Annotated in this window: 15 protein-coding genes; 6 read left to right on the top strand and 9 right to left on the bottom strand. The window is 64.0% G+C overall.

Annotated features, from left to right (window positions below; all coding sequences use genetic code 11):
* Positions 1-98 precede the first annotated feature (98 nt).
* From P0D71_RS30735 to P0D71_RS30725, 3 genes are all read left to right on the top strand, one after another.
* Positions 99-563 carry a VOC family protein gene (locus tag P0D71_RS30735; RefSeq protein WP_408297112.1) on the top strand — a complete coding sequence of 155 codons (465 nt, stop codon included), beginning with the start codon at positions 99-101 and terminating at the stop codon, positions 561-563.
* Between the two features lie 36 nt (positions 564-599).
* Positions 600-1,070 (top strand): VOC family protein, encoded by a 471-nt coding sequence (locus P0D71_RS30730; protein ID WP_408297114.1) that lies wholly within the window; start codon positions 600-602, stop codon positions 1,068-1,070.
* Positions 1,071-1,265: 195 nt separating this feature from the next.
* On the top strand, positions 1,266-2,474 hold the full coding sequence (locus P0D71_RS30725; protein ID WP_408183385.1) for an MFS transporter: 1,209 nt from the start codon (positions 1,266-1,268) through the stop codon (positions 2,472-2,474).
* A gap of 62 nt (positions 2,475-2,536) precedes the next feature.
* Here P0D71_RS30725 and P0D71_RS30720 read toward each other — a convergent pair whose 3' ends face one another.
* The 4 genes from P0D71_RS30720 to P0D71_RS30705 all read right to left on the bottom strand — a co-directional run bounded on the left by P0D71_RS30720 (position 2,537) and on the right by P0D71_RS30705 (position 7,248).
* Entirely contained in the window at positions 2,537-3,340 is an 804-nt protein-coding gene (locus P0D71_RS30720) for a transglutaminase-like domain-containing protein (RefSeq protein WP_408483390.1), read from the bottom strand.
* Between the two features lie 102 nt (positions 3,341-3,442).
* Positions 3,443-4,351 carry a transglutaminase family protein gene (locus P0D71_RS30715; RefSeq protein ID WP_408483389.1) on the bottom strand — a complete coding sequence of 303 codons (909 nt, stop codon included), beginning with the start codon at positions 4,349-4,351 and terminating at the stop codon, positions 3,443-3,445.
* A gap of 381 nt (positions 4,352-4,732) precedes the next feature.
* Positions 4,733-6,163 (bottom strand): HdeD family acid-resistance protein, encoded by a 1,431-nt coding sequence (locus P0D71_RS30710; protein WP_408483388.1) that lies wholly within the window; start codon positions 6,161-6,163, stop codon positions 4,733-4,735.
* Positions 6,164-6,315: 152 nt separating this feature from the next.
* Positions 6,316-7,248, bottom strand: a complete 933-nt coding sequence (locus tag P0D71_RS30705; RefSeq protein WP_408483387.1) for a recombination-associated protein RdgC — start codon at positions 7,246-7,248, stop codon at positions 6,316-6,318.
* 215 nt (positions 7,249-7,463) lie between these two features.
* Here P0D71_RS30705 and P0D71_RS30700 point away from each other — a divergent pair, with 215 nt between their 5' ends.
* Together P0D71_RS30700 and P0D71_RS30695 are read left to right on the top strand one after the other, a co-directional pair.
* The gene (locus tag P0D71_RS30700; RefSeq protein ID WP_408483386.1) at positions 7,464-8,021 is read left to right on the top strand and encodes an ester cyclase; all 558 of its coding nucleotides are present in this window, start codon (positions 7,464-7,466) and stop codon (positions 8,019-8,021) included.
* A gap of 87 nt (positions 8,022-8,108) precedes the next feature.
* Positions 8,109-8,429, top strand: a complete 321-nt coding sequence (locus P0D71_RS30695) for a hypothetical protein (protein ID WP_408483385.1) — start codon at positions 8,109-8,111, stop codon at positions 8,427-8,429.
* 92 nt (positions 8,430-8,521) lie between these two features.
* Here the strand turns inward: P0D71_RS30695 and P0D71_RS30690 are convergent, their stop codons facing one another.
* The 5 genes from P0D71_RS30690 to msbA all read right to left on the bottom strand — a co-directional run bounded on the left by P0D71_RS30690 (position 8,522) and on the right by msbA (position 15,582).
* Entirely contained in the window at positions 8,522-9,781 is a 1,260-nt protein-coding gene (locus tag P0D71_RS30690; protein WP_408483413.1) for a glycosyltransferase, read from the bottom strand.
* A complete protein-coding gene (locus tag P0D71_RS30685) occupies positions 9,778-11,124 on the bottom strand; it encodes an O-antigen ligase family protein (protein WP_408483384.1) in 1,347 nt (448 codons plus the stop codon). The genes P0D71_RS30690 and P0D71_RS30685 overlap by 4 nt, the downstream gene beginning before the upstream one ends.
* A complete protein-coding gene (locus tag P0D71_RS30680) occupies positions 11,124-12,251 on the bottom strand; it encodes a glycosyltransferase family 9 protein (RefSeq protein WP_408483383.1) in 1,128 nt (375 codons plus the stop codon). The genes P0D71_RS30685 and P0D71_RS30680 overlap by 1 nt, the downstream gene beginning before the upstream one ends.
* Before the next feature lie 344 nt (positions 12,252-12,595).
* Positions 12,596-13,672, bottom strand: a complete 1,077-nt coding sequence (locus P0D71_RS30675; RefSeq protein ID WP_408483382.1) for a glycosyltransferase family 4 protein — start codon at positions 13,670-13,672, stop codon at positions 12,596-12,598.
* Between the two features lie 116 nt (positions 13,673-13,788).
* The gene (gene msbA, locus P0D71_RS30670) at positions 13,789-15,582 is read right to left on the bottom strand and encodes a lipid A export permease/ATP-binding protein MsbA (protein WP_091796076.1); all 1,794 of its coding nucleotides are present in this window, start codon (positions 15,580-15,582) and stop codon (positions 13,789-13,791) included.
* Positions 15,583-15,834: 252 nt separating this feature from the next.
* On the opposite strand from msbA, the gene P0D71_RS30665 reads away from it, so the two are divergent.
* On the top strand, positions 15,835-16,596 hold the full coding sequence (locus P0D71_RS30665; protein WP_408483381.1) for a glycosyltransferase family 2 protein: 762 nt from the start codon (positions 15,835-15,837) through the stop codon (positions 16,594-16,596).
* The last annotated feature ends 177 nt before the right edge of the window (positions 16,597-16,773 follow it).

Here is a 16,773-nt window from a genome sequence, read left to right as displayed (position 1 = left end):
GTCGATTCAACGGTGATGCACTCGTCGTAACGTTGAAGGCCTGACTCGCACAGTCGGTCTTTCAACTCACGAACCTGTTACTTCAAGGAGTCGCCGTCATGTCCAGCAACGCTGTCAAACCGATCCCCGACGGGATGCATGCGCTCACCCCGTACCTGATCTGCGCCAACGCCGCGGACGCCATCGCGTTCTATACCAAGGCCTTCAACGCCGTCGAACAGATCCGCCTGCCCGGCCCGGGCGGCAAGGTCATGCACGCCACCCTGAAGATCGGCGATTCCATGCTGATGCTGACCGACGAATGGCCTGAGCACCACTCGTTCGGCCCGAATTCGCTGAAAGGCACGCCGGTCACGATTCACCACTATGTGGAAGATGTCGACGCCAGCTTCAAGCAGGCCGTCGAGGCCGGCGCGACCGTCGTGTTGCCCGTCACCGACATGTTCTGGGGCGACCGCTACGGCCAGCTGAAAGACCCGTTCGGCCATAGCTGGTCGCTGGCCACGCACAAGCGCGACCTGAGCGCGGAAGAAATCCAGCAAGCCATGGCCGCCATGAAGTAATGGCCGGTTCGTCCGGTGAGAAGGAGGAGCTACGTCATGCAAAAGATTGCACCGTGTCTGTGGTTCGACGGCCAAGCGGAAGAAGCGGCCCGCTTCTACACGTCCGTGTTTTCCGATTCCCGCATCGCCACGACGATGCACTACACCGACGCCGGCCCCGGGCCGAAGGGTGACGTTCTGGCCGTCACGTTCGAGATTGAAGGCCAGGAGTTCATGGCGCTGAACGGCGGCCCTCAGTTCACCTTCACACCGGCGATTTCGCTGTTCGTGCACTGCCGTTCGCAAGAGGAGATCGACCGCTACTGGACCCGACTCACCGACGGCGGCAAACCATGGCAATGCGGCTGGCTGCAGGACAGGTTCGGCGTCTCGTGGCAGATCGTGCCGGACGTGCTCGGCGAAATGCTGCGTGACCCGGACACCGCCAGGGCGAGCCGCGTGATGTCCACCATGATGCATATGGTCAAGCTGGATATCGCGCCGCTCGAAGCGGCTTATCGCGGCTAGCAGCAGGTTGCGATAAGCCGTGCGGTCGGAGCGTACTCGCCGTGCGGTAGGCGCACAGTTCCGCGCTAGCTCGGCGCTCTGCCCGCACTGCTCGTGAGCTTGCCTTGACTCCCCGGCGCACCACGGTGCGCTGCGGCGCGGGACCGCCATCTTTGATAGGATCGGTCTCGACCCATAAACGGCGGGACATCAACGGTGCGCGTCAACCATCAGGCTTTTTTCTGCTCGCTGTTTGTCGCGCGTCTCGCCGATCAGGTCCTGCTGTTTCTCGTGCCGCTCGTCGTCTTCCAGACGACACACCAGGTTTCGTGGTCGGGGCTGGCGTTCTTTATCGAAACGCTGCCCCGCTACCTGGTGTTTCCCTTCTTCGGCGCCTTGTGCGATCGCGTCTCGCCACTCAGACTCATGCGCGTCAGCCAGACCGTGCGCGCGCTGACGTGTTTCGGCGGCATGATCGCTTATGCCATGTTCGGCGGCATCGGCTGGCTGATCGCACTTTCGGCGGTTTGCGGCGTGTTGACGAGCCAGGGGCTCGTCGCGCGTGAAGTCATGCTGCCGCAGATCTTCAGCACGCAGCGGTTTCAGCGCGTGCTCGCCTATTCGCAATTGGCCGACCAGTTGGGTTTCGTGCTTGGTCCGATGCTCGCCGCGCTGTTGCTCGGTTTGTGGCGCTGGGAATGGGTGGTCGGCGCAACCGGTGTGCTGTTTCTGCTCGCCGACGGCGCGCTGCTGCTATGGCAACGCACGAGCGGGTTTCGCGCCACGGATCCGCCGCCCGCCGATGCGGGCCACTGGACGCTGCCCGTGCGCATCGCGCTGCGTCACGTGCTGGTTCTGCCCGGCCTGAAGAAAGTCGTACTGCTCGCCGCCGCCGAAAATCTGGTGATCGGCGTGACGCTCGCCACGTCCGCTGCAATGGTGACCGGCGTTCATGCGCAATCGAGCCACTACTACGCCGGCTTGCAAACGGCCGGCGCCGTGGCAACGGTGCTGATTCTGTTGACGATCGCCCGCGCCGCATGGCCGGCCCGTCGCCTGGGTCTCGTCGCCTTCGTTTCGATCTGCGCAGGCGGCGTGATCGCCGGCGCCAGCGCGGCGCCCTGGGGTTATGCGCTCGGCTTCCTGCTGATCGTCGGCTTCGACAAGATGTTCAACGTGTACATTCGCAGCGCGCGGCAGCAGATCATTCCGCCACAGGACTACGGCAAGACGACCGGCGTGGTGATCCTGCTGAACAACATGACACAGCCGCTCGCCGGGCTTCTGGTCAGTGTGTTCTCCGCACGCACGCAAGCCGGCCCGCTGATCGTGATCCTGTCGCTGACAATGGGTGGTATCGGCGCGGCGGTGTCGATCGGCGCGGCGCTGGCGCGCAGGAAACGCGGGCTCGCGCTGGGGGAATGATGCCGCGCCAATTCACATGAGCGCCGTCTTGTGAATCAAGTTTGTCTTCAACGGCCACGCTTCTAAACCGGCTCGCACACCACCTCGAACTTCAGCAGTTGCGTCGGCCCGAAGGCATTGCTGATCGCGACATCGGCCGCGTCGCGCCCGCGAGCCATCAGAACACGCCCCGTACGCGGCGCATTATTGCGCGGGTCGAACGTCTGCCAGCAGCCGCCGATATACGCTTCGAACCACGCGGCAAAGTCCATCTGCGCGTAAGGCGGCGGCAGGCCGACATCGCTGATATAGCCCGTGCAATAGCGCGCCGGAATATTCATGGCCCGGCATAGCGCCACGGCCAGATGCGCGAAATCCCGGCATACGCCTTTGCGCTCCTGCCAGGCTTGCCATGCGGTCTTGGTCGGCCGCGCAAAGTCGTAGCCGAACACGATGTGGTTGTGCACGTAATTGCAAATCGCATCCACGCGCACGCGGCCAAGCGGCAGTGTGCCGAAGGTCTGCCACGCGAATTCGGAGAGCAGATCGGTTTCGCAATAGCGGCTGCCCAGCAAAAACACCATCGTATCGTCAGGCAGCATTTCCACCGGATGCTGTTCGGTGTATGGCGGCCGCGTCTCCGGCTCCGACGACACCTCCAGCACCGCGCGCGTCGAAAAGGAAATTTTTCCCGGCGGCGCCACGAGCCGGCTGCACAGGTTGCCGAAGCTGTCGCGATACTGGCGGATTGGCACCGCCGGATCGACCACTAGCAGATCGGGATCCAGCACCTCTTTCGCATGCGAATAGTGGGTGTTCAACATCAGCAGCATCGGCGTCGGTTGCACACACTCATAGACCAGCTCGTACCCAACGCGCAATTTCATCGCGGCGCCCTTTTCCAGTTGAAACGTTCAATTGACGTGCGAACACGTTTCGATTCGAGCATCCGGGACATCGTCGCGTCCTTATTCGCCCTTGCTTCACCCTCACGCGCCTTCGGTCACGCTCACATCCACCTGCAAACCCTGAAACGAATGCGGCGCCCCATGCCATGTGCCCCACAACGGCAACGCCTGGTAGGCGTTCCACGCCACCGCCACGCGAATCAGATGGCGGTTGCCGACAATGCTGTTGGTCGGATCGAAATCGACCCAGCCGGCACCCGGCAGATAAATTTGCAACCACGCGTGCGTCGCGCCGCCGCCTTGCGTGGCCTCGTGCTCGGGCACGTCGGGCACGAACAGATAGCCGCTCACGAAACGCGCCGCGAGACCGAGCGAGCGCACCGCGTCCATCATCAGCACGGCGAAATCGCGGCAACTACCACTGCGGCTGCGCAAGGTGTCGCCTGGGCGATTCACGCCTTTCTCCGTGCGGCGCACATAGAAAAACGAACTCTTGATTTCGAGCGTCATGGCGCGTAGCAGCGCCATCGTGCCGCCGGCGCCGCCTTTGCCGCCCTTAGCCGAGCCACCCGCCGTGGGCACGAAACGACGCGCCCATTCGTCGACGTCGCTATCCGGATGCGGGCGGCTGCGCGCGTTCACGAGATCGGACGCTTCCTCGTTGGTGTACGCGAACGGCCAGTTCACCGCATACGGTTCGAGTGCGTAATCGGGCATTGGCGCTTCGAAGTGCTCGAGCGTCACTTCGCTGTCAAAGCGCAATTCGCGCGCCTTGTCCGCGAAACTCGCGACCGCCACCGAGTTATCGAATACGTCATGCAGCCAATGCAGCCGCGACGGCGTGGGCGTGATTACCAACTGGTTGGTCACGAGGCGCAAATCGTGACTCGCGCGCGGACGGAACATCATGCGATGCTCGCCGAAACGCACGGGTTCGGAGTAACGGTAGATGCTGACGTGGCGCACCGTGAATCGCTGCGGCTCATTCATCTGACCACCCGATGGATGCCGCTGGGTTCGTCCTGTCCATCGCGTTCACGCTTATAAAAAAGTCACAGCCGCAGCGGGCGAAGATCGCGCCGCGCGGTTTTGATCCTCAATGAGCGACGGCCGGATTCCGGTGTGGTCGAGCGGTGTCAACGACAAACTGACGGGTTGAGCATACACCCGCCATATTGGTTGAAAACACTCATTTGGGCTGTACGTCGCGCGCTCGGGTTATCAACAGAATCTGTTCGCAAATCTGTGCATAACTAACCGGCAAAAACTGCAAGCTATTGATGCGGTTGCCATTTTTACCGCGACGTCGAAGTTGGGCAACGCTGCCCGCGAGCGCGCTCACCCTCGCTTCATGCACGCCTCATTCGCGCCTCATTCACGCACCGTGCCACGCGCCGCATCCTCATCGCCGCGCGCATGTCGTGCTTCCTCACGCCATTGCTGGCGCGAGCGAACCATTCGGCGCAGCGCAAGGCGCGCCATTTTGACCCAGCCCGAGGGCCGCGGATCGGCCAGCATGCTGAGGGCGCGCGCATAGTCGAGCGTGAGCCCTGGCGTCCATGCCATCGTTGCGGCTCGCTTGCGCACTTGCGCCGCGACCCACAGCTCGGGTGTCGCGATCACGCGCAGAAACGGCCGCCATCCGCCGAGACCACCCCACACGCGCGCCGATGCCCCTTCGATCGCGGCCTCCAGTGCGCGCGAGACAGTGCTCGAACAGTTGCGGTGCGTGAGGTTGTATGTGGTGTCCTGTCGATACGTGTCCCAGAAGCGGCGCAGCCGGACCGGATCGTAGTTGCGGATCTGCACCTGCACCGTCGAAGCACACCACGCTTTCGACTCGGTCGCGTAATCGGGCTGGAAGAGACCCGGCACGTCGTTCTCGCGCGTGGCGCGTAAAAGCCGCGCGAAGTCGTCGGGCGAGCGATCGATCTCGACACCTGGATAAAGGCTGATGTAGATGCCCTCGGGCGATTCGAGCGCGGCATGGCCGGTCGATATCACGCCATTGCGATCCACCGCCGCGATATAACGGTCGACGATCGGCTGCCGCCGCGCCTCGCCTTTGGCCGACCCGACCGGCGTCCACACATGCACGGTCAATGCGGCTTCGTCGGCGGCGGGCGGACCGTCCCATTCGTGGGCGATCACACGGCTGGCAGCGAGTTCGCTCGCGGCAGCGGCGATGCCGGCATCCGCCGCGGAATCTTTCGCGGCAAGCCCGGGGCTCGCGGCGGCAGCAGGATTCGAAGCGAGCCGCCGCACCCGCGTGCTCAGCAGGAGCATGTTCCAGCCGCCAAAGATCAGGCCGAGACCGAGACAGTAAGGCACCGTGCCGACGTAGTGAGTCGGATAAGGTTGATAGAAGAAAATCGCCAGCGCGATTTCGACGCCACCGCCGATCATCGCGAGCCGCCACGTGCGATAGCGGACCACGTTGGCCGAGACGATCTGCAGCAGTCCATCGGCGAAAAAGAGCGTGCCGAAGATCATCGACAGAATGAAGTTGCCGTGCTCGTGGCCGACCAGAATCAACGCCGCCGCAGTGGCGAATGCAATGCCTTTCACATAGCGCAGCGTGCGTTGCCCGCCCATGCCGGTCCAGGCGACGGCCAGCGTGGCGAGACCTTCCAGCAACAGGAGTAACGCGAACGGTGTGATCGGAAAGTAAAGCGCGCTATCGAGCGCGTCGATGAACACGAAAACGCCGAGCAGCACACTGATGCAGCCGACGAGCCGCAGCGACCGCCAGCGCGTGCGCAGATAATCGACTCCCAGCAGAATCATGACGAGACGAACCATCGCAAGCCCTCCGTGACTGACGCGCGCTGCTGCCGATCGCCATCTTATACACGTTCACAGATCGGGCGCACAATGCTTCGCCACGACGAGGCTGCCACACGCACGCGGCGCGCCCTATTCAGACGCGCCGGCGTGCCGCCAACTGAAGTCTCTTATGCCGCTGCGGCTTGCGGAACCGCTTCGCCCTGCTCGCCGCCCAACGCGTCGAGCAGATCGCACAGCATGCGGTCGAGTTCGGCGGTCATCAGCGTGAGGTCGGAGTCGAACCGTTCGTCGTCGTTTTGCGCGGTGGGATCGCTCGCTTCTTTCAGCACGTCGAGCGGCGCAATGCGCTTGATCGTGAGCGACGGCGTCAACACGAACGACACACGATCGTTCCACGTCATGGCAAGCCGCATGCATTGCTTGCCGGCTTCGATATGACGGCGCATATCTTCGGCATCCAAAGTATGTCCCACGTAGCGCACGGTCGCGTTGCCTTCCGCGGGCGAACGCAACTCGGTGTCCTGGTCGAGCGTGAAGCCCGCGGGACCTTCGCCTGAAAGCAGCCATTCGGTCATGGCCGCGACCGGCGAATGCGTGACGCGCACTGTGCCGAGCGGCAATTGATCGATCGACTTCACCAGCAGGCCGCGCACTTCATCGGCAACCGCTTGCGAGGCCGCGTCGATCACGAGCCAACCGTTCTTGCAATCGATCCACACGCGCGTATCGCGACGAATACTGAAGGCGCGCGGCAGCAGTTCGTCGGTGACCTGCTCCTTGAGTTCGCGCATCTGTTTGCGGCCCGGTTTGAAGCCTTGCTGTTCCTCGAGTTCGAGCGCGCGCGCCTTGGTCACTTGCGTGACGACCGAAGCCGGCAGCAGTTTCTTCTCGGCGCGAAACACCAGCAGCATCTGGCCATTGAGCGCGTGCACCAGCGAGTCGTTAGCGTCGTTCTCGCGCGGCGGTGCCCAGCCGTGGCTTTGCATCTCGACGCTGTTGCCGGGCGCGAACGCATGCGGCGCGAGCCACTTCTGCATCTGTTCTGGGGTGACGGACCACGGAGCGGGAAGACGGTGAAGCTGAAGGTTTTTGAACCACATGGGCAGAGTCGTGTACGGGCAAAGCGCACCATTCTATCTGACGATAGACATCGCGCGGCCGGCCGAACTGACTCGCTGCGTCAGCCAAACGCTCATACAACAGCGGTCATTTTCAAAAATGGATAGACAATCCTTTAAGCGACAGACCAATTATCAAACACGACCATTGGCCAGAGAATGCGCTTCATCCACTTCAACTCTCTCTGGAGCGCACCATGTCCGCCTCGCCGATGTCCCGAATCGCCCGTCACGTGTTGGTTGCCGCGAGCCTCGCGGGCGCCCTGAGCACCCTGAGCGCCCATGCCGCGAGCGACGCCGACCTGCCCGCGCCGCACCACCTCGCTGTCGCATCGAACTCGGCGCAATCCGCCGCGATCGTGCAAAGCGCACGCCGCTACGCCGCTTTCTGGAACACCGGCGACGAGGCCTACGCGAAACTCGCGCTGTCGCCGGCCTTCGTGGACCGCACCTTGCCGGACGGCCGCCCGCAAGGTCCTGATGGTCCGCTGCAGGCATCGAAGGGTTTTCGTGCGGCGGTGCCCGATCTCCACGCGCAGATCGACGATCTCGTCGTGGCGGGCGACCGGGCCTCGGTTCATCTGCATTTCTACGGACACTTCACGGGGCAGTTCCAGAACCTCAAAGGCAACGGCCAGACCATCGACTTCCAGGCCTTCGATCTGTATCGCGTGAAGGACGGCCGCATCGTCGAAAACTGGCACCTTGAAGACAATCTGACGCTGCTCAAGCAACTCGGCGCCATCAAGCCGTAGTGGTTTTGCCGTATCCGTTTGGGAGCGCGCTTCAGCTTCAAATCACCTAGACTTTTTGAGAAGCGCGCGACCTAGACGGAGGCGGCCATGGCCGATGAAACCGCACCCTGGCAAATGGTGGAATACGAGGGTTTCGAGATTCACGTGGCGCCTCGTCCGAAAAACCCGCCCAGCGAGGGGCACGCGCCGGGCGCAGCGGATAACCGCTATACGTACGTCGGCTACGTTTGCCATCCTGGCGCGGACCCGTCCATCCCCGGGCATGCGGTGCCGTTTCACGCCGACGGCGAAGAAAGCTTCGCAGGCGAGGACGAGGCGTTGTACGAAGGTGTGCACGTGGGACGCAGCATTGTGGAAGGCACGCATCCAGACCTGACCGTGTTGCCACTGGTGACTGGCGGCGTGTGAATCTGGCGCGGTTCAGCGTGACGTTGGTGCGCCCGGCGAATCCTGCATCGTGCAACGGCACAACGCCAGTGCGCGTGAGCCTGGCGCGCGCTTCAGCGCAACGCCTGCACGTCCTGTGAATCCTGTTGCGCCGAAAGGCGCAACGCCAGTTCCAGCATGCGCTGGTTGGCGCTGGCCGGCGTGAACGTTTCGACCTTTTGCTGCGCTGCTTGCACGAGCGTGCGGCGCAATTCCGTGTCGGTCAGCAGACGTTCGATTGCGCGCGCCATCGCGTCCACGTCGCCGACCGGCACCAGCAGGCCGGCCTTGCCGCCTTCCAGTAAATCCCTTGGCCCAGTCGGACAATCCGCCGACAGCACCGGCGTGCCGAGCGCCATGGCCTCGCCGAGCACCATGCCGAAACCCTCGTAGCGACTGCTCAACACCAGCAGTTCCGCCTGCCGGATATAAGGCGCTGGATTCGCGCAGAAACCCAGAAAATGCACCGCTGCGCCGATCCCGAGTTCGTCGGCGAACTGCTCCAATTCGCGCCGGTCGCGCCCCTCGCCGATCAGAACGAGCGCCGCCTTGCAACGGCCACGCTCGCGCACCTGAGCGTAGGCTCTGAGCAGCGTCTTGTGGTCCTTCTGCCCTTCGTCCAGACGCGCCACCGAAACGATGAACGAGTCGGCCGGGCGTTCGATCGGCGCGCGCGCCGCGCGCCGCAGTGCATCGACGTCGATCACGTTCGGCAATTCGACGATATCCAGCGCGGTTGCCGAGAAGAGTTCCTGCGCCTCGCGCAACATGGCGGGCGTCAGCACGGCGATTGCCGAGTAGCGCGAATAATGCCTGACCCGCCGGGCGATGTAGCGCGCGCTCTTGCTGCCGAGCCGCGCCGCCAGGCTGAAATGGCTCACGCCGAACCACGGCACATGGCCGCTTCCCGCCACGTGGCGCAGCGAGAAATCGAAATCGCAGATCAGATCGTGCTGCCTGGCGAGACGCCGCATGCGCAGCGCGGCCAGCGGCCGGATCGCGCCATAGGTCAGCAGCTTGTGCAATAACTTCTCGCCCTTGCCCAGCTTGCGCTTTCGGGCCTCCTGATGAAGCGAGTACATCCACTTCGATGAGGCGAGCACATGGACGGGCACGTCGTCGGGGATCGACTGCGCGCGCCAGAACAACAGGTCGTCGGTCGGATACGCCACCGAGAGGCTCGGCGCGAACAGCCGCCGGTCGAGCGTCTTGAGCCACGACAGAAGCGCGGTCTCGGTGCCGCCTTTACCGAAATCGTTGATATGGAACAGGATACGCAGCGGCGTGCGGTCAGCTTCGGTAGCGTGCGGGTTTGCGTTGGTCACCTTGGTTATTCGCCCAGCTTGGCTGTTGGCGCTTCACGCCGCTGTTCACTGCGTACTGCCGTGGCTTTGCCGCGTACAGTGTCGAGCGACGCTTCGCCGGATGCGCCGACTTGCTCCGCACAACCCAGCAGCAGGCCCGCAAACGCCCAGAATGCGAGCATGGTGGTCTGCCACATGAAATCGTCGGTGGTATTTTTCGCGATCATGCCGGCCACCAGCGCGACGCCCGCTGCGCACAACCAGGGCTCGACCCGCCGAAGCCGCCAGAAGCGCGCGACGAGGCACAGCAACAACGCCGTCTGCAGCGCGACGCCGATGAAGCCCGTCTGCAACCACGTGTTGATGAACAGGTTGTGCGCGTGAGTCAGCGCCTGCGGTTCGACCGCCAGCAAACTGGCGGGCATTTCGCCACGATAGACGATCCCCGGCAACGGCTTGCCGAAGCCCACTCCGACCCACCTATGGCGCTCGGCTTCGCTGACATAAAACGCCCACAGCTTCGGACGCGTGTCAGCCGATACCGTGTCGCCGATCGCGGACAGCGAGCCGGGCACGTAGACCTGATGACCGTCGATCGCGACATCGCGCGACTGGCTGGCGGCGGGCGCGGTGCCGGCCGTGCGCAGACGGGAACTGAACTCGAGCGTGCCGACGCCGGCCGCGCCGACCACGGCGACGACCAGCACCGCCAGCAACAGGCGGCGCCGGTAGAGCGGAAACAACGCGACCAGAAGCGTCACGGCGGCCGCCGGCCAGAAGAATCGATTGAGGGTCGCCAGTCCGATGAACAGGCACAGCACGATGCCGCTCGCGCCGATCACGCGCCAACGCGGCTTCAGCAGGAAGCCGGCGAAGAGCGGCATGGCAAACACCGCGAGCGTGCTGGTATGGCCGACGCGATTATAGAAATGCAGCGGAAAAGTATTGGCGGTGGGCGGCTGCAGATGCCCCCAGTAGAGCGCGCTGATCACGGCGAGCACCACGCAGGCGCCCCAGTTGACGAGCACCACGGGCGCCGGCCGCCGCAGTTCGGTGCCGAACAGCCAGAAGCCCCAGAACGACACCAGCGGATAGAGCACCTCGTCGCACCACGCGTGCAGGCTGATCATCGGATACATGGACCATGCGACAGAAGCGAGGCTCCAGCCGGCCCAACCCACGATGGGCAGCACCAGCGGCCACTTCAATAGCGATGGCCGGTTCGCCGAACAGGCGGCCGCCACGACGCCGAGCGCCATCAGTGCGAGCGCATTGAAGACGAGCGCCGTCATGTGGCCGAACATCACCACGAACAGAATCACGGGACAGGCAACCCATAACACGCGCTCCACTCGCGCAGCCGTGTGAGTCATTACACTTTCACCAGAACATTTTGCAATGCGTTGTACACCGACTCGACAGACAGCCGGCCCATACACTCGGCATGGTCGCCGCGCCAGGCCACACAGGTCGTCTCGTTGCGATCACAGCGCCGCACCCATGCTACCTTGCGGCGGAATATAAAAGGCTGATCGCGACAGGGCATCTCCGCGATCGTAATGGGCACGAACGGCACTTCGCGCCAGTAGCGCCCCGCGCCATGAATCGAAGCGTTGCCCGGGCCGAACAGCGCAAGCGTGGGCACCCCAATCAGACGCCCCAGATGCGCGACCCCGGTATCGGGACAAACCACGGCTTGTGCGCCGGCAAACAGATGCCACAACTCGCCGAGGCCAAGCCGCGCCGCCAGGTTGGGATGATGAGGGTCCGGGTCGATCGCGCGAATCAGCTCGGCTTCGCCGGGGCCGCCGGTCCAGACCGGCAGATAGCCAAGCGCTTCCACACGTTGCGCAAGCTCGCGCCAGCGCGTATTGGGCCAGCGTTTGACGCTGGTGCTCGCCCCCGGATGAAGCACGACGTAAGGTTTCGCCAGTAGCGACGGCTCGGGTAACGCCGCATGCTGCGGCGCGGGCCAGTCGGCGGGCGCGTAAGCGCGCGGCGGCGGTCCGTCGACCAGTTCCGCGGCGAGGTCGGCCCAGGCCGCCGGCGCCGCGGGATACGGCGCGCTCCGGTTGAGCGGCCAGTTCTTCCAGGCCGGCTCATCGCCCGAGTGTCCGACGATCCAGCGGCAGCCCGCGCCCAACGCGAGCCAGCTGTGACGATTGTCGCCGAGCACCATGCCGAGGTCGTAAGGTCCGGAAAGCAAAACGTCCCGCACCGACTTCGCATCACGCGGATCGAAGGGCAAGACCGTGACGTTAAAAGGCCGACCGGCATACAGCGGCACGATCGCCTTCGGACAGGTCAGTACGATCTGCGCTTGCGGATATTGCGCGCGCAACTTGGCGAGCAGCGGCGTGAGCAGCAGCGTGTCGCCAAGCAACAAATGGTGTGCAATCAGAATGCTGCGCGGTTGCCGTGGCTCGCGGCGCAGTGGCTTGATCAACAGTCGCGGGATGGCCCGCGCAAAAATACGAAGACGCCCGGCAAGCCGACTCATAGGCTCATCGGCGCGTTGGTTCCCGCCGCGATCTTGCTGTGCGCCGATACCCGGCGCGAGGTCGCGTTCGCCATGCACAATCTCCAGCGGTATTCTTCCCGAAGGCCTCCAGTGCAGCGGCTACGGCCCCGTCACGACGGGCCGGCGCGGCTCGGGATGCGGCGCTTCTCGCCCGCCGCCTGTCCAGGCCGGCATGGAAAGCTCGATGAAATAAGTGGGTGTTCGGCCCGAATTGAGTTCGAGCGTTGAGAGTGAAAAATTATAACATGTGACCCTGCCGCGGAACGGCGCGAAACCGCGCCAGCAAGGCCGCCCGCTCCTTGTGCGACAAGGGTCCGCGGCCCCTAACGCGTCGCGTCGAGTTGCTCGGCCAACCTCAGCAGCGCGTCCACGTGAGCGGCTACGCCTGGGTCGTAAAGCACTGCGTCGCGGGCCCGTTCCGACGGCGCGCGACGCGTGCCGTCGCGATGCGCGCCCACCGCCCGCTCGAGCGTTGCACGCAGATCCGCCACGTCGTCCGGCGCGAAAATGAATTTCGCGTGAGGGGCGATCGCATCGCAGCAGCCAATAGTCGACGGGAAAATGACCGGTGTGCCGCACATCACCGATTCGATGCCGACCAGCCCGAACGGCTCATACGTGGATGCGAGGATCGTGAAGTCCGCGGCCTGGTAACACTCGGCGAGCTCCTTCACATAGCCGATATAGCGCAGCCGCCCGGACGTGCGCGCGGGCGGCCGTCCGGCCACCGCCACCACCACGGGCAGTGCCGTGTCGCGCAGCGCGGCTTCGATGAGCGGCAAACCCTTGCGCTCATGGCTGCTCGACGGAAACAGCAGGACGATCTCGTCGTCGGCAAAACCATATTTGCGACGCAGGGTGGCGCGCGTCGCGGCGTCGGTCGGCGCGAAACGCGTGCCGTCCACGGGGGGGTACAGCACGCGGATTTTCGCCTCGTCCACGCCGTACAGTTCGCGCAGTTCGTCGTGCATCAGTTGCGAATGCGCGACCACGACCTTCGAGCGCTCGTACTGACGGCGCTCAAGCGCAATCTGCCAGCGGTCCGAACGCTTCTGCGCACGCCCCGTCGCCCGTAAAAAGCCGAGATGCGTGCCGCCGCAGATCGCCATATCGGACGAGTCGACGCGGTTGCAGCCGATCAGCACATCGACTTGCGCCGCACGACGTGCGCCGCGCAGCCGCCATGAAAACCAGCGGTCACGCAACTTGCCCGGCAGAAACGACACGTTGATGCGGTGTGGCTCGACCATCGCGTATTCCGCCAGCGACGCATCGAAGCGACGCGCAAAGAAAGCCGGCTCGATGCCGCGCGCGGCGAGGCCGCGCACCAGGTCCATGGCGTAGCGCTCTAGGCCGCCGCTGTGCTGCAGCGCGTTACTGGAAAGTCCAAGTTTCTTCATTCAGCAGACAGCGCGAGCCAGCGCCTCGTCAAATGTTAAGGGGCAAGTCATGCGCGGTCCGCGCTGGCGAACCGCGTGAATGGAGACCCGAATGGCCGATCGACGTGTCGCGCGCGTTACGCCGCGCTCTGCTGGAACTGGATGCGGTGCAGATGCGCGTACAGTCCGTCTTTCGCCAGCAGTTCACGATGACTGCCGCTCTCGACGATCCGCCCCGCTTCCATCACCAGAATCCGGTTGGCGCGCTCGATGGTCGACAGGCGGTGCGCGATGACGAGCGTCGTGCGGCCCTTCATCAGCGTTTCCAGCGCGGCCTGGACGTGGCGCTCGGATTCGGAGTCCAGCGCCGACGTTGCTTCGTCGAGGATCAGGATGGGCGCGTCCTTGTAGATCGCCCGCGCAATCGCCAGACGCTGCCGCTGGCCGCCCGAGAGCATCATGCCGTTGTCGCCGACCAGCGTTTCGATGCCTTTCGGCATGGCCTCGACGGTGTCCCACAGGTTGGCCGCGCGCAACGCCGCCTTGACCTTGTCGGGATCGGCGACCTGTCCGTACGCGACGTTATTGGCGACCGTGTCGTTGAACAGCACCACGTCCTGACTCACCATCGCGATCTGGCTGCGCAGCGCGTGCAGATCGTATTCGGGGATCGCGACGCCATCGACCAGAATCTGACCGCCGCTCGGATCGAAAAAGCGCGGCAGCAGATTCACCAGCGTGGTCTTGCCGCTGCCCGACGGGCCCGCGAGCGCGACCATTTCACCCGGCGCCACCCTGAACGACACCTGGTCGAGCGTGTGGCGGTTGTGCGTGGCGTTCGCGCTGTAGTTGAACGAGACGTCGCGGAACTCCACTTCGCCGCGCGCGCGTTCCAGCGGCTTGCCGCCGCCTTCCGGTTCGGACGGCTCGTCGATCAGGCCGAAAATCAGCTCGCACGCCGTCATGCCGCGCTGCAGCGGCTGGTTCACGTCCATCAGGTGCTTGAGCGGCGAGATGATCAGCAGCATCGACGTGACGAAGGCGACGAAGCCGCCCACCGTGGTCTGATCCGACGACGACTGCACCACCGCGATCGTAATCACCACGGCGAGCGCGATCGACGCAAGGAACTGCGTCAACGGTTGCGCGAGTCCACCGGACACGGTCATGCGCATGGCATAGCCGCGCAGACGCTTGCTCATCGACTCGAAGCGATCCATCTCGTACTGCTCGCCGTTGTGCACCTTGACGACCTTGTAGCCGCCCACCGACTCTTCGACGATGTACGACAGCTCATTGGTCAGCAACTGATGCTCGCGGTTCAGACGGCGCAGGCGGCGGTTGATCTTGCCGACCAGCCAGCCGATCGCCGGCAGCAGCACCGCGACGATCAGCGTCAGACGCCAGTTCAGATAGAACAGATAGCCGAGCAGGAAGACCACGGTGAGCGAATCGCGCACCAGCGTGACCAGCACACTCAGCAGCACGTTGAGAATCTGGTTCACCTCGAAGACGATCGCGTTGATCACCGTGCTCGCGGTTTCGCGCTGGAAGAACGCCACGCTCGTGTGAATCATGCGGCTGAACATTTTCAGGCGCAGATCGAGCAGGATCTTGTTCGTCACGTAGGCAAGCAGATACCCGGATGCATATTGCGACAAGCTGCGCACCAGCGCGAGGCCGATCACCGCGGCCGGCACGAACCACTTGGTTTTGTCGTTGGCATGCGCGCCGAAGCCCTTGTCCAGCAAAGGCTTGAGCAACGCGGGAATCGCCGCGTCGGTCGCGGCGCTGACGGCCATTGCAACGATTGCGCCGAGGAGAACCCAGATCAGCGGCTTGATATACGGCCACAGCCGTTTAAAGACGACGGAGGGCGACGACGCCTCACCTGTACCGATGGGTTTGCTTAACGTTGGCTTCGCGCTCAAGGAATCCTCTGAGAATGCGGGACGGCAACCGCGCGGCAGACGGAATGCCGGCCGGGCGGAATATCAAAAAAGAGCATTGTAAACGGTTGGGGATGGGCGTCGGCGGTTGGGGATCGGCTGTGTATACTTCGGCAACTCGCTTCGGCAACTCGCTTCCGCGGCCCGCTTGTGCCCGCTGCTTCGCGCAACATGGCTGGGGGACGCCGGCTGGCGCGAAGCGTTCCGTCATTTTGCCCTTCACGCTACTCAGGTATGCAAGAAACCACCCTCGGCGTCGCCATCATCACCAAAAACGCGGCGGCGCGGCTGGCTGAATGCCTGCAAGCCGTGGCGTTCGCCGATCAGATCGTCGTGATCGACGGCGGCAGCACGGACGGCACCGCCGACATTGCTCGCTCGCACGGCGCTCGCGTGATCGAACAGACCGACTGGCCGGGCTTCGGCCCGCAAAAGAATCGCGCGGTCGACGCGCTCGGCACCGGTTGGATTCTTTCGATCGACGCCGACGAAATCGTCTCACCGGAGCTGGCCTCAGCGATCCGCGCGGCGCTGGCCGCCCCAACCGCCGACGTTTATGCGGTAGACCGGCTGTCGAGTTTTTGCGGGCATTGGATTCATCACAGCGGCTGGTATCCGGACTGGATTCCGCGTCTGTTCAAACGCGGCGCCGCGCGCTTCTCCGACGACCTGGTGCACGAGCGGCTGGTGTTCGACACGCCGGCGCAGCGTCTCACCGGCAAGCTGATGCATTACTCGTACGAGGACTTTGAAGGTGTGTTGCGCAAGCTCGACGCGTATTCGACAGCGGGCGCCCAGCAACGGCACGCGGCGGGCCAACGAGGCAGCTTCGGCAAGGCGCTCGGGCGCGGCGCGTGGGCGTTCGTGCGGACTTATTTGCTGCGTCGTGGTTTTCTGGACGGCCGCGCCGGTTTCATGATCGCGGTGTTCAATGCGGAGACGGTGTATTACCGGTTTTTGAAGCTGGCGCGCTTGGGGGAGAAGGCGCGGCGCTAGCTTTCGGGGCATGGGTCGCCAATCACCGTCGGTTGGTCTAGCCGGCTGATTGCCTCGCGCCCATGAAAGATCACTCGCCTGATAACGCGGCGTGCTTAGCGGCACTCGCTCATGCCCGCGTCGCAGGGATTCGCCGCTGCGAGTCACAGTCAGGTTTTTTGGGGCCCCGGGGGGGGG

Origin of the sequence: Paraburkholderia sp. RL17-383-BIF-A (assembly GCF_046028015.1) — a bacterium.
GTDB lineage: Bacteria > Pseudomonadota > Gammaproteobacteria > Burkholderiales > Burkholderiaceae > Paraburkholderia.
The sequence above is the reverse complement of the archived record's forward strand: the minus strand, read 5'-3'. Positions and strand labels throughout refer to the sequence as shown.